15 protein-coding genes and 1 pseudogene are annotated in these 16,848 nt (G+C 61.1%); 7 read left to right on the top strand and 9 right to left on the bottom strand.

Annotated elements, in window-relative coordinates; all coding sequences use genetic code 11:
* Positions 1–136: 136 nt before the first annotated feature.
* Positions 137–2,878: an aconitate hydratase AcnA gene (gene acnA / locus U367_RS0127325; RefSeq protein ID WP_028619406.1), complete on the top strand. Its 2,742-nt coding sequence runs from the start codon at positions 137–139 to the stop codon at positions 2,876–2,878.
* A 147-nt stretch (positions 2,879–3,025) separates the two neighbouring features.
* Here the strand turns inward: acnA and U367_RS0127320 are convergent, their stop codons facing one another.
* Together U367_RS0127320 and cysK are read right to left on the bottom strand one after the other, a co-directional pair.
* A complete protein-coding gene (locus U367_RS0127320) occupies positions 3,026–3,964 on the bottom strand; it encodes an aspartyl/asparaginyl beta-hydroxylase domain-containing protein (protein ID WP_028619405.1) in 939 nt (312 codons plus the stop codon).
* A 109-nt stretch (positions 3,965–4,073) separates the two neighbouring features.
* On the bottom strand, positions 4,074–5,048 hold the full coding sequence (gene cysK, locus U367_RS0127315) for a cysteine synthase A (protein ID WP_010212098.1): 975 nt from the start codon (positions 5,046–5,048) through the stop codon (positions 4,074–4,076).
* A 127-nt stretch (positions 5,049–5,175) separates the two neighbouring features.
* Between cysK and U367_RS0127310 the strand changes: the two genes are divergently transcribed.
* The 3 genes from U367_RS0127310 to U367_RS0127300 all read left to right on the top strand — a co-directional run bounded on the left by U367_RS0127310 (position 5,176) and on the right by U367_RS0127300 (position 8,375).
* Entirely contained in the window at positions 5,176–6,252 is a 1,077-nt protein-coding gene (locus tag U367_RS0127310) for a DUF748 domain-containing protein (RefSeq protein WP_028619404.1), read from the top strand.
* 99 nt (positions 6,253–6,351) lie between these two features.
* Positions 6,352–7,197, top strand: coding sequence for an AAA family ATPase (locus tag U367_RS0127305; RefSeq protein ID WP_003210690.1), 846 nt, complete (start codon positions 6,352–6,354; stop codon positions 7,195–7,197).
* Positions 7,197–8,375, top strand: a complete 1,179-nt coding sequence (locus U367_RS0127300) for a vWA domain-containing protein (RefSeq protein ID WP_016975243.1) — start codon at positions 7,197–7,199, stop codon at positions 8,373–8,375. The genes U367_RS0127305 and U367_RS0127300 overlap by 1 nt, the downstream gene beginning before the upstream one ends.
* A 101-nt stretch (positions 8,376–8,476) precedes the next feature.
* Here U367_RS0127300 and U367_RS0127295 read toward each other — a convergent pair whose 3' ends face one another.
* Genes U367_RS0127295 through U367_RS0127285 form a run of 3 tightly spaced genes read right to left on the bottom strand, consistent with a single transcriptional unit; the run spans position 8,477 to position 10,823 of the window.
* Positions 8,477–9,385 (bottom strand): 5-oxoprolinase subunit C family protein, encoded by a 909-nt coding sequence (locus U367_RS0127295; RefSeq protein WP_028619403.1) that lies wholly within the window; start codon positions 9,383–9,385, stop codon positions 8,477–8,479.
* The gene (locus U367_RS0127290; RefSeq protein ID WP_028619402.1) at positions 9,382–10,086 is read right to left on the bottom strand and encodes a 5-oxoprolinase subunit B family protein; all 705 of its coding nucleotides are present in this window, start codon (positions 10,084–10,086) and stop codon (positions 9,382–9,384) included. Before U367_RS0127290 ends, U367_RS0127295 begins: the two co-directional genes overlap by 4 nt.
* Positions 10,083–10,823 (bottom strand): 5-oxoprolinase subunit PxpA, encoded by a 741-nt coding sequence (locus U367_RS0127285; RefSeq protein WP_028619401.1) that lies wholly within the window; start codon positions 10,821–10,823, stop codon positions 10,083–10,085. The genes U367_RS0127290 and U367_RS0127285 overlap by 4 nt, the downstream gene beginning before the upstream one ends.
* Before the next feature lie 175 nt (positions 10,824–10,998).
* Here U367_RS0127285 and U367_RS0127280 point away from each other — a divergent pair, with 175 nt between their 5' ends.
* The gene (locus U367_RS0127280) at positions 10,999–11,919 is read left to right on the top strand and encodes a LysR family transcriptional regulator (RefSeq protein WP_028619400.1); all 921 of its coding nucleotides are present in this window, start codon (positions 10,999–11,001) and stop codon (positions 11,917–11,919) included.
* A gap of 125 nt (positions 11,920–12,044) precedes the next feature.
* Here the strand turns inward: U367_RS0127280 and U367_RS0127275 are convergent, their stop codons facing one another.
* The 3 genes from U367_RS0127275 to U367_RS0127265 are packed head-to-tail and all read right to left on the bottom strand — an operon-like array spanning position 12,045 to position 13,942.
* Entirely contained in the window at positions 12,045–12,587 is a 543-nt protein-coding gene (locus U367_RS0127275; protein WP_028619399.1) for a DUF2937 family protein, read from the bottom strand.
* Between the two features lie 11 nt (positions 12,588–12,598).
* Positions 12,599–13,375: a class II glutamine amidotransferase gene (locus U367_RS0127270; RefSeq protein ID WP_016975237.1), complete on the bottom strand. Its 777-nt coding sequence runs from the start codon at positions 13,373–13,375 to the stop codon at positions 12,599–12,601.
* A gap of 30 nt (positions 13,376–13,405) precedes the next feature.
* Positions 13,406–13,942 (bottom strand): hypothetical protein, encoded by a 537-nt coding sequence (locus U367_RS0127265; RefSeq protein WP_028619398.1) that lies wholly within the window; start codon positions 13,940–13,942, stop codon positions 13,406–13,408.
* Positions 13,943–13,967: 25 nt separating this feature from the next.
* Between U367_RS0127265 and U367_RS0127260 the strand changes: the two genes are divergently transcribed.
* Entirely contained in the window at positions 13,968–16,010 is a 2,043-nt protein-coding gene (locus U367_RS0127260) for a S9 family peptidase (RefSeq protein ID WP_028619397.1), read from the top strand.
* 81 nt (positions 16,011–16,091) lie between these two features.
* A pseudogene (locus U367_RS01000000130340) lies at positions 16,092–16,566 on the top strand (cyclic nucleotide-binding domain-containing protein).
* On the opposite strand, the gene U367_RS0127250 reads toward U367_RS01000000130340, so the two are convergent.
* A complete protein-coding gene (locus tag U367_RS0127250) occupies positions 16,563–16,841 on the bottom strand; it encodes a hypothetical protein (RefSeq protein ID WP_028619396.1) in 279 nt (92 codons plus the stop codon). The pseudogene U367_RS01000000130340 and the gene U367_RS0127250 overlap by 4 nt on opposite strands.
* Positions 16,842–16,848: the final 7 nt, after the last annotated feature.

Below are 16,848 nucleotides of genomic sequence, written 5' to 3'. Positions count from 1 at the left end.
GCATGATAACGGAGTTCGGAACCTTGGACTTAACGATAGAGTCCAGTTATTAGCCTGCTAATGAAAACAGGGCTAAGTTGATAGCTCTGTTCGTCCCGTCAGGTCCGTAGCCGTGCGGACCATAAGGAGTCGTGTCATGTCATCGCTTGATAGCCTGAGAACCCTTAAGACCCTTGAAATAGACAGCAAAACCTACCACTACTTCAGCCTGCCCGAAGCCGCCAAGAGCCTGGGTGACCTGGACAAGCTGCCGATGTCACTGAAGGTGCTGCTGGAAAACCTGCTGCGCTGGGAAGACAACAAGACCGTCACCGGCGCCGACCTCAAGGCCATTGCCGCCTGGCTCAAGGAACGCCAGTCCGACCGTGAGATCCAGTACCGCCCCGCCCGCGTGTTGATGCAAGACTTTACCGGCGTCCCCGCCGTGGTCGACCTGGCCGCCATGCGCGCCGCCGTGGCCAAGGCCGGGGGCGATCCGCAGCGCATCAACCCGCTATCGCCCGTGGACCTGGTAATTGACCATTCGGTGATGGTCGACAAGTTCGGCAACGCCGACGCCTTCGAGCAAAACGTCGACATCGAAATGCAGCGCAACGGCGAACGCTACGCCTTCCTACGCTGGGGCCAGAGCGCCTTTGACAACTTCAGCGTGGTGCCACCGGGCACCGGCATCTGCCACCAGGTCAACCTCGAATACCTCGGCCGCACCGTGTGGACCAAGGACGAAGACGGTCGCACTTACGCCTTCCCCGACACCTTGGTCGGCACTGACTCCCACACCACCATGATCAACGGCCTGGGCGTACTCGGCTGGGGCGTGGGCGGGATCGAAGCGGAAGCGGCGATGCTCGGCCAACCGGTGTCGATGCTGATCCCGGAAGTGATCGGCTTCAAGCTCACCGGCAAATTGAAGGAAGGCATCACCGCCACTGACTTGGTGCTGACCGTGACCCAGATGCTGCGCAAGAAAGGCGTGGTGGGTAAATTCGTCGAGTTCTACGGCGACGGCTTGGCCGACCTGCCGTTGGCCGACCGCGCCACCATCGCCAACATGGCCCCGGAATACGGCGCCACCTGCGGCTTTTTCCCGGTGGATGAGGTGACACTGGACTACCTGCGCCTCTCCGGCCGTCCCACAGAAACCGTGAAGCTGGTCGAGGCTTACACCAAAGCCCAGGGCTTGTGGCGCAACGCGGGCCAGGAGCCGGTGTTCACCGACAGCCTGGCCCTGGACATGGGTAGCGTGGAAGCCAGCCTGGCCGGGCCGAAACGCCCGCAGGACCGTGTGGCGCTACCGAATGTCGGCCAAGCCTTCAGCGACTTCCTCGACCTGCAATTCAAACCCACCAACAAAGAAGAGGGCCGCCTGGAAAGCGAAGGCGGTGGCGGGGTTGCCGTGGGCAATGCCGACCTGGTGGGCGAAACCGACTATGAATACGACGGCCAGACCTATCGCCTGAAAAACGGCGCGGTGGTGATCGCCGCGATCACGTCCTGCACCAACACCTCCAACCCCAGCGTGATGATGGCGGCCGGGCTGGTGGCGAAAAAGGCCGTGGAAAAAGGCCTGACACGCAAGCCGTGGGTTAAAACCTCTCTGGCGCCAGGCTCCAAAGTGGTTACCGACTACTACAAAGCGGCGGGCCTCACCCGGTATCTGGACAAGCTCGGCTTTGATTTGGTGGGTTACGGCTGCACCACCTGCATCGGCAACTCCGGCCCGCTGCCCGAGCCGATCGAAAAAGCCATCCAGAGGGCCGACCTTGCAGTGGCGTCTGTGCTGTCGGGTAACCGCAACTTCGAAGGCCGCGTGCACCCACTGGTGAAAACCAACTGGCTGGCTTCACCGCCGCTGGTGGTGGCGTATGCCTTGGCGGGTACCGTGCGCATCGATATCAGCAGTGAACCGCTGGGTAACGATCAGGATGGCAAGCCGGTGTACCTCAAGGACATCTGGCCGAGCAGCAAGGAAATCGCGGATGCCGTGGCCCAGGTCAGCACCGGCATGTTCCACAAGGAATACGCCGAGGTATTCGCCGGTGACGAGCAGTGGCAAGCCATTGAAGTGCCACAGGCCGCCACCTACGTGTGGCAGAAAGACTCGACCTACATTCAGCACCCGCCATTCTTCGACGACATTGCAGGCCCACTGCCGGTCATCAAGGACGTCAAAGGCGCCAACGTGCTGGCGCTGCTGGGCGACTCGGTGACCACCGACCACATCTCCCCGGCCGGCAATATCAAGACCGACAGCCCCGCCGGTCGCTACCTGCGTGAACAAGGCGTGGAACCGCGCGACTTCAACTCCTACGGCTCACGCCGGGGCAACCATGAAGTGATGATGCGTGGCACCTTTGCCAATATCCGTATCCGCAATGAAATGCTCGGCGGCGAAGAAGGCGGCAATACGCTGTACATCCCTACTGGCGAGAAAATGCCGATCTACGATGCGTCGATGAAATACCAGGCGTCGGGCACACCGCTGGTGGTGGTGGCCGGCCAGGAATATGGCACCGGCTCCAGCCGCGACTGGGCAGCCAAGGGCACCAACCTGCTGGGCGTCAAGGCGGTGATCGCCGAGAGTTTCGAGCGGATCCACCGCTCCAACCTGGTGGGCATGGGCGTGCTGCCGCTGCAGTTCAAGCTGGATCAGAACCGCAAGTCGCTCAAGCTCACCGGCAAGGAGAAGATCGACATTCTCGGTCTGACCGACGTGGAGATCGTGCCACGCATGAACCTGACGCTGGTGATTACCCGGGAGGATGGCAGTAGCGAGAAGGTGGAGGTGTTGTGCCGGATCGATACGCTCAATGAGGTGGAATACTTCAAGTCGGGCGGGATTCTGCATTACGTACTGCGTCAACTGATCGCCTCATAACCCTGTAGAAGCCCGGCTTGCCGGCGATAGCGCTTTCAAGGACGCCATCGCCGGCAAGCCGGGCTCCTACAAGGGCGGTGATCGCACTCCAGGCATTAAAAAAGGCGCTGCATCTTTCGATGCGGCGCCTTTTTTATACGGCGTGGATCAGCCGAACAACCACTTCCACAGCAGCACCAGCACCACCACCGCCAGCACCGGCCGCGCAATCCGGTAAGCCTTCGGATGCTTGCGCTTCCACTGCTTGACCACGCCGCTGAACTTGTCACTGAAGGTCTTGCTCCAGGCATACGCCTGGTTGATCCCGCCCACGCGCTCGTCATCCAGGTTCTGCGGCGCAGTGGCGCGCCCCAATTGCTTGCTGACCCAACGGTTGACGCGGGTCATCACACGGTTGCTCAGTGGCCGCTCGATGTCGCAGAACAGGATCACACGGGTCTGCTCGGTTTCGTTCTTGACCCAGTGCACGTAGGTTTCGTCGAACATCACGTCTTCACCGTCACGCCAGGCGTAGACCTGGCCGTCGACAAAGATGCGGCAGTCGTCGGAGTTCGGCGTCGACAGGCCCAGGTGATAACGCAGGGAACCGGCAAACGGGTCGCGGTGCGGGTTGAGGTGGCTGCCGCCCGGCAACAGCGCGAACATCGCGCCCTTGACGTTGGGAATGCTGCTCACCAGCGCCACGGTTTTCGGGCACAGCGCCTCGGCCGACGGCAGGGGTTTGTCGTACCACTTGAGGTAGAAACGCTTCCAGCCCTTCTTGAAGAACGAGCCGAAGCCGGCGTCGTTGTTCTTTTCGGCCGCGCGGATGTATCCCTCATCGAACAGGTGCATGGCCTCTTCGCGGATCACTTCCCAGTTGTCCTTGAGCACATCCAGTTCCGGGAACTTGCTGCGGTCCAGGTACGGCTTGGACGGCACGGCCGAGAACAGGTACATCAAGGCGTTATACGGGGCGAACAGCGCCGAATGGTTGACGAACTGGCGCAACAGCGGCAAACGCGCCTTGCCGCGCAGGTGCACATACAACGTGCTGCCGATAAACAACGCCAGCACCGACAGCTTGGCGGCCAAAGAAAAGGTCATGCAGCAACTCCTGGAAATAAGCGCCTGGCCAACAGCAGACGTAGCAGCCGGCCATGATAAACAGTTGGGCCATTATGCAGAAGGCCCGGGTTATCGGCGCTGACTCAAATCAAGCCTGGTTTTCTTGCTCGGTAAACAAATCGCTGAACAGCATGCTCGACAGGTAGCGCTCACCGGAGTCCGGCAGGATCACCACGATGGTCTTGCCCTGCATCTCCGGTTTCTCGGCCAAGCGTACCGCCACGGCCATCGCGGCGCCGCAGGAGATACCGCACAGAATCCCCTCTTCCTGCATCAGGCGCAGGGCCATGGCCTTGGATTCGTCGTCGGTCACCAGCTCCACACGGTCAACCATCGACAGGTCAAGGTTCTTCGGCACAAACCCGGCGCCGATGCCCTGGATCTTGTGCGGACTGGGCTTGATCTCTTCACCGGCCAGCGCCTGCGTGATCACTGGCGACACAATCGGCTCGACCGCCACCGACAGGATCGGTTTGCCCGCGATGTTCTTGATATAGCGCGACACACCGGTGATGGTGCCGCCAGTGCCCACCCCCGCCACCAGCACGTCCACGGCGCCATCGGTGTCATTCCAGATTTCCGGACCGGTGGTTTTCTCGTGGATCGCCGGGTTGGCCGGGTTTTCGAACTGAGCCGGCATGAAATAGGTGGCGGGGTCGCTGGCAACGATTTCGCCGGCTTTCTCGATCGCGCCCTTCATGCCCTTGGCCGGCTCGGTCAACACCAGCTCGGCGCCGAGTGCCTTGAGCACCTTGCGGCGCTCGATGCTCATGGAGGCCGGCATGGTCAGCAGCAATTTGTACCCGCGGGCGGCGGCGACGAATGCCAGGCCGATGCCGGTGTTGCCGGAGGTGGGTTCGACAATGGTCATGCCCGGCTTGAGTTTGCCGGTGCTTTCAGCGTCCCAGATCATGTTTGCGCCAATGCGGCACTTCACCGAGTAGCCTGGGTTACGCCCTTCGATCTTGGCCAGGATGGTCACGCCACGCGGTGCGATCCGGTTGATCTGAACCAGGGGCGTGTTACCGATGGAGTGCGCGTTGTCTGCAAAGATGCGGCTCATGACGGGTCCTATTGGGCGGTGTTCAGGAAGGCCACAAGGGTATGCCTCGTGCCGCGAAGCGTCCAGTCGGAGGAACGTTGCACGCTTAACAACAGTCCATCCCCTATACGGACAGAGGACCCTCCCCATGAAACGTCGCTACAGCTGGCCACTATGGACCGTTGCCGGATTGCTGGTGGTGCTGGTTGCCCTGAGCATCGCCCTGCCCTACATGGTGCGCAACTATTTGAATGAGAAGCTCGCTGATATGGGCGACTACCGCGGCCAGGTTACCGATGTGGACCTGGCCCTGTGGCGCGGCGCCTACAGGATCAACGGCCTGGAGATCATCAAGGTCGATGGCAAAGTGCCTGTACCGTTCGTCAAGGCGCCGTTGATCGACCTGGCGGTGAGCTGGCACTCGCTGTGGTACGACCATGCGGTAGTCGCCAAGGTGCGCTTTATCAACCCCGAAGTGAACTTCGTCGACGGCGGCGCCAACAAGCAGGCGTCCCAGACCGGTAAGGGCACCGACTGGCGCGAGCAATTGAGCAAGCTGGCCCCCATCACCCTCGACGAGGTGCGTATCGAGGACGGCAAGATCGCCTTCCACAACTTCAACTCCAAGCCACCGGTCAACATCAATGCCACCGAGGTCAACGCCAGCTTCTATAACCTGACCAACGTGGTCGACGTCAAAGGCAAGCGCGACGCCCGCTTCGAGGGCAAGGCGCTCCTTCAGGGCCAGGCGCCGCTGGAAGCCACCGCCACCTTCGACCCGCTGAGCAATTTCGAGAACTTCGAATTCCGTTTTCGCGCCAAGGACCTGCAGCTCAAGCGCATGAATGACTTCGCTTCGGCCTACGGCAAATTCGATTTCAAGGCTGGCACCGGCGACGTGGTGATCGAAGCCCAGGCGGAAAAAGGCCAGTTGACCGGGTATATCAAGCCGCTGATGCGCGATGTAGAAGTGTTCGACTGGCAACAGGACGTGGAGAACAAGGACAAGAACATCTTCCGCTCGATCTGGGAGGCCGTGGTCGGCGCCAGTGAAACCGTGCTGAAAAACCAGGCGAAAAACCAGTTCGCCACCCGTGTTGAACTCAGTGGCAGCGTGCACCAGCAAAATGTCAGCGCGTTTTCTGCGTTTTTGGCGATTTTGCGCAACGGCTTCATCCAGGCGTTCAATGCGCGCTATGAACAACCCAAGCCGTCGGCGGATTGATCGTGACTGGTCATTCAGAGACTGAATAAGCCGCCTGCGTTCACAGTCGCCGGGGCTGCGCGGTATAGTCCGGGCATTGATGAATGCGAGGAAACACCGATGAAGTTCGAAGGCACCCAGGCCTATGTGGCTACCGATGACCTGAAACTGGCCGTCAACGCCGCCATCACCCTGGAGCGGCCGCTGCTGGTCAAGGGCGAGCCCGGCACCGGCAAGACCATGCTCGCCGAGCAATTGGCCGAGTCCTTCGGTGCCAAGCTGATCACCTGGCATATCAAGTCGACCACCAAGGCCCACCAGGGCCTGTACGAGTACGACGCGGTCAGCCGTCTGCGCGACTCGCAGCTGGGCGTGGACAAGGTGCATGACGTGCGCAATTACCTGAAAAAGGGCAAGCTCTGGGAAGCCTTCGAGTCTGAGGAGCGGGTGATCCTGTTGATCGATGAAATCGACAAGGCCGACATCGAGTTCCCCAACGACCTGCTGCAAGAACTCGACAAGATGGAGTTCTACGTCTACGAAATCGACGAGACCATCAAGGCCAAGAAACGCCCGATCATCATCATTACCTCCAACAACGAAAAAGAGCTGCCGGACGCGTTCCTGCGTCGCTGCTTCTTCCACTACATCGCCTTCCCTGACCGCACCACCCTGCAAAAGATCGTCGATGTGCACTACCCCGACATCAAGAAAGACCTGGTCAGCGAAGCGCTGGACGTGTTCTTCGATGTGCGCAAAGTACCGGGACTGAAGAAAAAGCCCTCCACCTCCGAACTGGTGGACTGGCTCAAGCTGTTGATGGCTGACAATATCGGCGAAGCCGTGCTGCGCGAGCGCGACCCGACCAAAGCCATCCCGCCGCTGGCCGGTGCGTTGGTGAAGAACGAGCAAGACGTGCAGTTGCTGGAGCGTCTGGCGTTCATGAGCCGTCGCGGTAATCGCTGATGCTGCTCAACCTGTTCAACGAGATGCGTGCCGCCAAGGTGCCGGTGTCGGTGCGCGAGCTGCTCGACCTGATCAACGCGCTGAAAATGCGCGTGACCTTCGCCGATATGGACGAGTTCTATTACTTGGCGCGGGCGATCCTGGTCAAGGACGAGCGGCATTTCGACAAGTTCGACCGGGCCTTCGGCGCTTACTTCAATGGCCTGGAAAAACTCGACGACCACCTGCAGGCGTTGATCCCCGAAGACTGGCTGCGCAAGGAATTCGAACGTTCGCTGACCGATGAGGAACGCGCGCAGATCCAGTCGCTTGGTGGCCTCGACAAACTCATCGAGGAATTCAAGAAACGCCTGGAAGAACAGAAGGAACGTCACGCCGGCGGCAACAAGTGGATCGGCACCGGCGGCACCAGCCCGTTTGGCTCCGGCGGCTATAACCCGGAAGGCATTCGCGTCGGCGATGCCGGCAAGCGCCAGGGCAAGGCCGTTAAGGTGTGGGACCAACGCGAGTACAAGAACCTCGACGATCAGGTTGAACTGGGCACGCGCAACATCAAGATCGCCCTGCGCCGCCTGCGCAAATTTGCGCGCCAGGGTGCAGCCGAAGAGCTGGATATTGACGGCACCATCGACCACACCGCACGTGACGCCGGGTTGCTGAATATCCAGATGCGCCCGGAGCGGCGTAACACCATCAAGCTGCTATTGCTGTTCGATATCGGCGGCTCGATGGATGCCCACGTGAAGATCTGCGAAGAGCTGTTCTCGGCGTGCAAGACCGAGTTCAAGCATTTGGAGTACTTCTACTTCCATAACTTCGTGTACGAATCGGTGTGGAAAAACAACCAGCGCCGCACGTCGGAACGCACCTCGACCCAAGACTTGCTGCACAAATACGGTGCCGATTACAAAGTGATCTTTATCGGCGATGCCTCGATGGCGCCGTATGAAATCACCCAGGCCGGCGGCAGCGTCGAGCATTGGAATGAGGAGCCGGGCTATGTGTGGATGCAGCGCTTCATGGCCAAGTACAAGAAGCTGATCTGGATTAACCCGTATCCGAAGGACACCTGGGGGTATACCGCGTCGACGGGAATTGTGCGGGAGCTGGTGGAGGATCAGATGTATCCGCTGACCTTGCGCGGGCTTGAGGAAGGGATGCGCTTCCTCTCCAAGTAACCCCGCACGACCTGTAGGGGCCGGCTTGCCGGCGATGGCACCCTTGAGCCTTATGCAAGACGGGCGGACGCCATCGCCGGCAAGCCGGGCCCCTACGGGGGTTAGCGAAAACGCTGCAAGAAGTCGACATGCTGCCGGTGCGCCGTCTCCTGCACCACCGGCGCCAACCTCACCTTCTCCCCCGGCAAGCACTGCGCCAGCCGCGCCAGCGCCAATGGCGTCAGCGCGCCCAGGCGCGGGTAACCGCCAATCGTCTGCCGGTCATTGAGCAACACAATAGGCTGCCCATCCGGCGGCACCTGGATCGCCCCCAGCGGAATCCCTTCGGAGATCAACGACGGCCCCTGATATTGCAACGGCGTGCCCAGCAGGCGCATGCCCATGCGGTCGGCGCGGCTGTCCAGGGTCCATTCGGTGTTGAACGCATCGAACAGGCTTTGCCCGCTGAACTGGCCGATCTGGGCGCCGACGATCACGTCCAACGGTTTACCGGATTGCAAATCCGGTGCGCTCAGCACCTTCATTGCGCCACCTGTACCGGAATAGGCCAAGCACGCGCCTTCGGCCAGTGACTTACCGAAACCGTCCACGCCGCCCAGTTCTTCACGTACAACGGTGGCGCAACTGCCCAGCACATCCGGCGCATCAAACCCACCCGGCGCCGCCAGATAGGCCCGCGCGCCATTGAATGGCTGGGTGAAACGCAAACGCTGGCCCTTTTGCAGGATAAAACTGCGGCCAGGGCTGATGGCGCGTTCGTCGATGTAAGCACCCAAATCCGCACCGGCAAGGGCCAGCAGGCAGTAATCCTCGGCCTGCACGGTAAAGCCGCCGAGGGTGATTTCCACCGCCGGCGCGTCCAGCGCATTGCCCAGCAGCCAGTTGGCCCAGGACATCGACACCCAATCCAGCGCGCCGCCCTGGGTCACGCCCAAGTGGCGCACGCCAAAACGGCCGGCGTCCTGCAACAGGCACAGCGGTGTGCTGGCCTCGATGATCAAGCGGCTCATGCCTGCGCCTCCAACGGCGTGTCATCGCCACCCAGTTTGATGAATTCGGCGTGATCAACCGCTTCAAAACGCACCGTGTCGCCCGGTTGCATCAGGCTGTAGCCGTCTCGCTCACGATCGAAGAGTTTGGCCGGCGTGCGGCCTATCAGGTTCCAGCCGCCCGGCGAGACCACCGGATAGGCGGCGGTTTGCCGTTCGGCGATGCCGACACTGCCCGCCGCCACGCGTTTGCGCGGGGTGCTGAGGCGTGGCGCAGCGAGGATTTCATCCACCAGGCCCATAAAGGCAAAACCGGGGGCGAAGCCGAGGGCGAACACTTGGTATTCGTGGGCGCTGTGGCGGCGGATCACATCGTCGATGGCCAGGCCGCTACGCTGGCTGAGCAGGGTCAGCTCAGGACCGACGCTCAGGTCATACCACACCGGCAGCACATGGCACTGGCCGCTGCCCTGGGTCTGCGGTTGCAGCTCGGTCAGAGCCAGGTCGATCAATTCCCGTGCCTGGGCTGGGTTCAATGCGCCGAGGTCGTAATGCACCATCAAGGTGGTGTAGGACGGCACCAGGTCCACCAAGGCCGCGCCGAAACCGCTGCGCAAGCGCTGAGTGGCGGCGAGCATCCACGGCATGTTGGCTTCGGCGATTGCATCAAACAGACGCACCATCAGGCAGTCGATGGCTACCACTTCAATCCGAGGCTTCATGCTGGCTTCAATGCCTCGCGGATACGCTGCACGGCGGCGATCGAGCTGGCGTTGTCACCGTGTACGCACAGCGTATTGGCCTGCAGGACCAACGAGCTGCCGTCGCTGGCGGTCAGGGCTTCACCTCGGGAGATGGTCAGGGCTTGCTGCAGGATGGTGTCGGAATCGTGGTGCACGGCACCGGGCAACTGGCGCGAAACCAGGTGGCCCTTGTTGTCATAGGCGCGGTCGGCAAAGGCTTCAAACCACAGGGTGACGCCATACTCGTCGCCTAACGCCTGCGCTGCGCTGTTGTCGCGGGTGGCGAGCAACATCAGCGGCAGTTCGCCGTAGGCCGCCACGGCCTGGATCACCGCGCGCAATTGCGCCGGATTGGCCATCATGTCGTTGTACATCGCGCCGTGGGGCTTCACATAGCTGACCCGCCCACCTTGCGCCCGGCAGATGCCGTCGAGGGCGCCGATCTGATAGTGCAACAGGTCATGGATTTCCTGGGGCGTGTAGATCATGGAACGACGGCCAAAACCCTGCAGGTCCTGATACGCCGGGTGCGCACCGACTTGCACGCCATGCTTGAGTGCCAGGCTGACGGTCTTGCGCATGATGCTCGGGTCACCGGCATGGAAGCCGCAGGCCACATTGGCGCAATCGATGAACGGCATGACCTCGGCGTCCAGACCCAGGGTCCAGTTGCCGAAGCTTTCGCCAATGTCGCAATTCAGAAGAAGGCGGCTCACGCTGGTCGCTCCTGTAGGCTTTATTTTTTTGTAGTGTGGGATTTTTTACACAGAACTCGCAACTTGTCCTGCCCCCCCTACGACGCTTATCGTGGAATAGCTCGATTTTTGGCGCTGGCCCGGTGCGGCGTCCAACTAATAAAAACCGATCCATGCATAAGAAAAAGTTGATCCCATGAATTTGAAGTTCCTCGAAACCTTCGTCTGGGTGGCCAAGCTCAAGAGTTTCCGCCTGACCGCCGAGAAGTTGTTCACCACCCAGGCGTCGATCTCCAGCCGCATCGCGGTGCTGGAAAGTGAACTGGGGGTGAAATTGTTTCTGCGCGACTCACGCGGCGTGAGCCTGACCCCGGAAGGCTTGAAGGTGCTCGATTACGCCGAGCAAATGATGGTGACCATGCAGGGTTTGAAGCAATCCCTGGAGACTACCAGCAGCAAAGTCGGGCGCATCCGCATCGGCGCGATGGACACGGTGATCCACACCTGGCTGAGCCCGTTGGTGGCGGAACTGATGGACCACTTCCCGCTGGTAGAAATCGAATTGGTCGCCGATACCGCGCTAAACCTCAGCGATCAGCTGCAAAAAGGCTTCCTCGACCTGATCCTGCAAACCGACCTGCTGCGCCTCGAAACCGTGCGCAGCCTGGAGCTGTGCAGCCACCCCATGGCCTGGATCGTCGCCAGCCAGTCGATCTACAACCGTGACTACGCCTCCCTGGCCGAACTGGCCCAGGAGCGCATCATCACCTACTCGAAAAACTCCCATCCGCACCAGGACGTGATCAGCCTGATGCAAGCCAACGGCGTGGCCGCGCCACGGATGAACTGTGTGAACTCGGTGTCGGCGATTACTCGCTTGTTGCGCGATGGCTTCGGCATTGGCGCGCTGCCGCCGGTGCTGGTCAGCGAAGAACTGGCGCGCGGCGAATTGGTGATGTTGCCGATGGCGCAGAAACTGCCGAACTTGCAGGTGGTGGTGTCGTGGCGCGTGGGGGTGGAACTGGTGGAGGAGATTGTCGGGTTGTGCCAGAAGGTGGTGGCACGGTATGCCGAAGAGGTCGGTAAAGAGCGGATGGTGCTGGCGAAACCCGATTAAATCTGTGGGAGCGGCGGTGCGACGATTCGACTTGCTCGCGAGTGCGGTGGGTCAGTGAATATATCTTTGACTGATACACCGTCTTCGCGAGCAAGCCCGCTCCCACATTTGGAACTGTGTATGGCTTACAAACCTTTCAGGTCACGCTCTTCGATCGGCCGGCTCTGGCGCAGGCGCTTGCCGCCCAACACCACCCAGTCGATCAAACGGAACAGGCACTCCAGGCCGAACGACAACAGCATCGCCCCGCCCAGCCCCCAGCCCATGGCCTCAGGCGTCAGCAGGATCTGATAGCTGTAGCCGTTCCAGGTTTCCTGGCGGATATCCGGGTCCGCCGCCACCGCCACTTGCAGGGCGCGGATGTACCACGGGCCTTGCATGGCCTGAAATTGTTTGTCCAAGGCTAACTGGCGATCAAGCATGGCGCCCAGGCTGTTGGCGTCGCTCTGGAACACCGGGTCGTCACTGGCGCGGTAATGCGCCACCAATGCCTTCAAGTCGCCGTTGAAGAACTGCCGCGCGGTGGTTTCAAACCCGCTGAGGCCGGTCTGGGCCTCGATCAAATGGGCTTCGACGCGCTTGGCGTAGTCGCTGATGAACCCCGGCACTTGCACGCCGACCAACAGGCCAATGGCAAACAGCACCAACCGCAGATAACTGAGCAACATGGTCGATATCCTTACTCGGTGATGCCCTGGCTGACGCATTCACCACGTCGCCACAGGCTCCATTGGCCCGGTTCGTAGCGGGTCCAGTTTTCGTTGTCGGTCAAAGGCTCGGTGGCGATCACAGTCACCACGTCGTTGGGCGTGGTTTCGGCCTGAAAATCGACGATCACATCGACATCTTTCAAGCGTGCGGGGCCAAACGGAGCGCGACGGGTAATCTGCGCGAGCTTGGTCGAGCAATAGCAAAACAGCCAGTCGCCGTCGCTGAGCAGGCAGTTGAACACGCCTTTGCTGCGGTATTCGGAGCAGGCGGCGATCAGGTCCGGCAGGACTTTTTCGATGTCCACCGGTTCCGGGAAGGCTTCGCGCACGCGGTTGAGCAGATCGCAGAAGGCCGCTTCGCTGTCGGTATCGCCCACCGGGCGGTAGAAGGTGGCGCGTGGGTTGAAATCGGCCAACTGGCCATTGTGCGCAAAGCACCAGTTGCGGCCCCACAGTTCGCGCACGAACGGGTGGGTGTTGGCCAAACTGACCTTGCCGACGTTGGCCTGGCGGATATGCCCAATCACTACCTCGCTCTTGATCGGGTAACGCTGCACCAGCAGCGCGACTTCCGATTCGCTGCTGGCGGCTGGGTCCTGGAACAGGCGCAGGCCACGGCCTTCATAGAACGCGATGCCCCAACCGTCACGGTGGGGACCGGTGCGCCCACCGCGCTGCATCAGCCCGGTGAAACTGAACACGATATCGGTGGGGACGTTGGCACTCATGCCCAATAATTCACACATGCCAGGGCTCTCGCAGCAGGGCGGACAACGTTAAAGGCGCGGTTCGACGCGCATACCGCTCACGGGTGCAGGACGGCGAAAAGGCACGTCGTCTTCATCTTGATCCGGCTCGGCAGCCAGCGCAGCATCCGCGGCGGCCTTGCGCTCACGGCGGGCCTTGGCGGCGCGCTCGATGGGCCAACGGATCAGCACAAACACCAGGTACACGCCAAAGGCGATCATGGTGTACATGAACAGATCGGAAATGGCCCGCCAGGCGTTATTGCCGACCTTGAGCACCAGGTCCAGGGCGGTGATGGCCACGGCCGGCGCGAACTGGGTCTTGACCGGGTCGACGATGGTCGGACTGAACAGCAGCACCGCCATCAGCAATTGCAGCGGCTCGCGCAGCCAGCGCCAGATCCAGCGGGTCATGCGCCACCACACCAACAGGCAGCCCAAAGCGGCGAAGGCGTAAAGGCCCCAAGCGGTCAGATAGTCGTTCTCGGTCATGGTGTCCATGGCAAGGTTGGCAAACAGGCGGCTATGATAACGGCTTTTGCGTGTCGCGGCTGCAAAGCCTGCCACCGTCCGCCCGATAGAGAATAATCCCATGCCTACATCGACCGCTCCGATTGCCCGCAAGGCCCAAGGTCCAGATCCGTACGCCTGGCTGCAAGAGCGCGACAGCACTGAGGTGCTCGATTACCTCAAGGCCGAAAACGCCTGGCAGGAAACCCAGCTCGCCGACCAGGCAGCATTGCGCGAAACCCTGTTCGAGGAGATCAAGGGCCGCATTCTCGAAACCGACCTGTCGCTGCCGTCACCGTGGGGCCCGTATCTGTATTACACCCGCACCACCGCCGGTGACGAATACGCCCGCCACTACCGCTGCCGCCGCCCGGCCGACGACAGCAATCAGGTGGACGACAGCAGCGAAGAGTTGTTGCTGGACCCGAACGTGCTGGCCAATGGCGGTTTCTTCTCCCTCGGCGCGTTCAGCATCAGCCCCGACCACCAACGCCTGGCCTACAGCCTCGATACCAGCGGTGAAGAGATCTACACCCTGTACGTGAAGGAATTGGCCACCGGCAAAGTCAGCGAACTGGCGTTTGAAGACTGCGACGGCAGCATGACCTGGGCCAACGATAGCCTGACCCTGTTCTTTGGCGAACTGGACGACACCCACCGCCCGCACAAGCTGTATCGCTATCGCCTGGACGGCACGGCGGCGCAGGAAGTGTTCCATGAACCCGACGGACGTTTCTTCCTGCATTGCTACCGTTCCAGCTCCGAGCGCCAGTTGCTGCTGTCCCTCGGCAGCAAGACCACCAGCGAAGTCTGGGCCCTGGACGCCGATCAGCCACACCTGGACTTCACCTGCCTGGCGCCACGTGTAGAAAACCATGAATACGATGTCGACCACGGCCAGTTGAATGGGGCGTGGACCTGGTTTATCCGCAGCAACCGCGATGGCATCAATTACGCCCTGTTCGTGGCAACCGACATTGGCGACGTGCCGACACAAGCTGAATGGCAGAACCTGATCCCCCACAGCGATGAGGTGATGCTCGATGGCGTGAGCCTGAACACCCATGCCATGACCTTGAGCCTGCGCATCGGTGGCCTGCCGGTGATCGAAGTGCACCCGCAGGGCTTGCCGGCCTATCGCGTGGAATTGCCTGACGCCGCCTACAGCCTCTACGTACAGAACAGCCTGGAATTTGTCAGCGACAAGATCCGCCTGCGTTACGAAGCCCTGAACCGCCCGGCCCAGGTCCGTCAGCTGGAACTGGCCAGTGGCGCGCAACAGGTGCTCAAGGAAACCCCGGTACTGGGTGTGTTCAATGCCGACGATTACGTGAGCCAGCGCCTGTGGGCCACCTCGGCGGATGGCACCCAGGTGCCGATCAGCCTGGTAGTCAAGCGCGACCAGTTGGGTAAACCAACGCCCCTCTACCTGTACGGCTACGGCGCCTATGGTTCGAGCCTGGACCCGTGGTTCTCCCACGCACGCCTGAGCCTGCTGGACCGAGGCGTGGCGTTTGCCATCGCCCATGTGCGCGGCGGCGGTGAGTTGGGTGAGGCGTGGTATCGCAACGGCAAGCAGGAACACAAGCAGAACACCTTCAGCGACTTTATCGCCTGCGCCGAACACCTGATCGCCGAGGGCCTGACCACCTCCAAACAACTGGCCATCAGCGGCGGCAGTGCCGGCGGCCTGTTGATCGGCGCAGTGCTCAACCAGCGTCCGGAGCTGTTCCAGGCGGCGATTGCCGAAGTGCCGTTTGTCGATGTGCTCAACACCATGCTCGACCCTGAACTGCCGCTGACCATCACCGAGTACGACGAGTGGGGCAACCCGCAAGCACCGGACGTCTACGAGCGCATCAAGGCCTATGCGCCGTATGAAAACGTTCGCGCCCAGGCCTACCCGCACCTGCTGGTGATCGCCGGCTACAACGACAGCCGCGTGCAATATTGGGAAGCCGCCAAGTGGGTGGCCAAGCTGCGCGACACCAAGACCGACGACAACCTGCTGTTGCTCAAGACCGAGCTGGGCGCCGGCCACGGTGGCATGAGCGGTCGTTATCAGGGATTACGTGACGTAGCACTCGAATATGGCTTTGTGTTCAGGGCGCTGGGGCTGGTTTAAGAAACTCATTTAAGGAACTTAGTAGGGCGGTTCTGTCTGAACACAGGACCGCCTACTGATTGATGGACCAAGATTGCAGCCATGGCACTACCCACATTAATGAATACCGAAATCCGCGACATGCTCATGGATTGCGGCCTGTTCGACCCGCTGTTGCCGGAAGACTTTCACGTCGCCGCCGGCTATTTCAATATCAGCAGCATTGCCCGCGATGAGGTGATTTTCCTCGAAGGCGATGCTGGCACGTTCATGTGCATCATCCACAGCGGCCAGGTGGCGGTGCAAAAAAACCAACCACGAAGGCCAGCGCCTGACCATCGCCACACTGCGCAGCGGTCGAGCCTTTGGCGAAATGGCGGTCCTCGACGGCGAGCGACGCTCGGCCAGTTGCATGGCGGCCAGTGACTGCGTGCTGCTGAATCTGGGCAAGGACTCCCTGGAAAAAATGCTCAACGAAGCGCCCAGGGTCGCCGCCAAGATCATCCGCGCGATTGCCATCGCCCTGTCCAAGCGCTTGCGCATGGCCGATGGGCAATTACTCTCGCAACAGTTTTAACCGCCAGGCGTCTTCGGCTTGCTGTCATTTTGCAGCAGGCTCGGCACCGTCTGGTCCTTGGGCGGCGTTGGCAGCACGATCGGCACCAAGGGCGGCGAACCGTTGGTCTTGGGCACGACCGGTGGGGTGACTTGCGGGTACAACGTCGGCGTCGGGGTGCCCGGCGCGCCTGGCGTTGGGGCGGGCGCGACCGGTACGGTTTGCAACTCCTGAGCCTGCGCCGCACCAGAGGCGAGCGCGCTCAACACAATGACCGTTAGAATGCTGCACTTCATCGATGGC

This window comes from Pseudomonas canadensis (assembly GCF_000503215.1).
GTDB classification, from domain to species: domain Bacteria; phylum Pseudomonadota; class Gammaproteobacteria; order Pseudomonadales; family Pseudomonadaceae; genus Aquipseudomonas; species Aquipseudomonas canadensis.
The sequence above is the reverse complement of the archived record's forward strand: the minus strand, read 5'-3'. Positions and strand labels throughout refer to the sequence as shown.

What these genes read in the sequence shown, in the direction of transcription:
- acnA (WP_028619406.1), top strand. Translation starts at nt 137, where the DNA reads ATGTCATCGCTTGATAGCCTGAGAACCCTTAAGACCCTTGAAATAGAC.
- U367_RS0127320 (WP_028619405.1), bottom strand. Translation starts at nt 3,964, where the DNA reads ATGACCTTTTCTTTGGCCGCCAAGCTGTCGGTGCTGGCGTTGTTTATC.
- cysK (WP_010212098.1), bottom strand. Translation starts at nt 5,048, where the DNA reads ATGAGCCGCATCTTTGCAGACAACGCGCACTCCATCGGTAACACGCCC.
- U367_RS0127310 (WP_028619404.1), top strand. Translation starts at nt 5,176, where the DNA reads ATGAAACGTCGCTACAGCTGGCCACTATGGACCGTTGCCGGATTGCTG.
- U367_RS0127305 (WP_003210690.1), top strand. Translation starts at nt 6,352, where the DNA reads ATGAAGTTCGAAGGCACCCAGGCCTATGTGGCTACCGATGACCTGAAA.
- U367_RS0127300 (WP_016975243.1), top strand. Translation starts at nt 7,197, where the DNA reads ATGCTGCTCAACCTGTTCAACGAGATGCGTGCCGCCAAGGTGCCGGTG.
- U367_RS0127295 (WP_028619403.1), bottom strand. Translation starts at nt 9,385, where the DNA reads ATGAGCCGCTTGATCATCGAGGCCAGCACACCGCTGTGCCTGTTGCAG.
- U367_RS0127290 (WP_028619402.1), bottom strand. Translation starts at nt 10,086, where the DNA reads ATGAAGCCTCGGATTGAAGTGGTAGCCATCGACTGCCTGATGGTGCGT.
- U367_RS0127280 (WP_028619400.1), top strand. Translation starts at nt 10,999, where the DNA reads ATGAATTTGAAGTTCCTCGAAACCTTCGTCTGGGTGGCCAAGCTCAAG.
- U367_RS0127275 (WP_028619399.1), bottom strand. Translation starts at nt 12,587, where the DNA reads ATGTTGCTCAGTTATCTGCGGTTGGTGCTGTTTGCCATTGGCCTGTTG.
- U367_RS0127270 (WP_016975237.1), bottom strand. Translation starts at nt 13,375, where the DNA reads ATGTGTGAATTATTGGGCATGAGTGCCAACGTCCCCACCGATATCGTG.
- U367_RS0127260 (WP_028619397.1), top strand. Translation starts at nt 13,968, where the DNA reads ATGCCTACATCGACCGCTCCGATTGCCCGCAAGGCCCAAGGTCCAGAT.
- U367_RS0127250 (WP_028619396.1), bottom strand. Translation starts at nt 16,841, where the DNA reads ATGAAGTGCAGCATTCTAACGGTCATTGTGTTGAGCGCGCTCGCCTCT.